Here is a 223-nt window from a genome sequence, read left to right as displayed (position 1 = left end):
CGAAGTCGAGTTCGGCTTGGCAGGCGGCGAGTCCACGGCGAGAGAAGCGACGGAGGTTGGTACGGTCCTTGAGGTGGCCGTTGACTGGTTCAACGGTGGCGGCGCGTCGTTTATAGAGCGTTGCACCGTCGGTGGAGGCCAGACGATGGGCCATGCGGGTGCGGGCGTCCGCATCTGGCGGCAGCGGCCCCAGGTCTTCCCCTGGCCTTGGCAGGTTACGGGA

The 223-nt window shown here is 66.8% G+C and carries 1 protein-coding gene; it reads right to left on the bottom strand.

Going from position 1 to position 223, the window contains the following annotated elements; translation table 11 throughout:
- Nucleotides 1-184: transposase (locus tag ACEPPI_RS41015; protein WP_373920314.1), on the bottom strand; the 184-nt coding region annotated here is incomplete at its 3' end.
- Nucleotides 185-223 lie beyond the last annotated feature (39 nt).

It is taken from the genome of Streptomyces sp. AB3(2024), assembly GCF_041862025.1.
GTDB lineage: Bacteria > Actinomycetota > Actinomycetes > Streptomycetales > Streptomycetaceae > Streptomyces.
The sequence above is the reverse complement of the archived record's forward strand: the minus strand, read 5'-3'. Positions and strand labels throughout refer to the sequence as shown.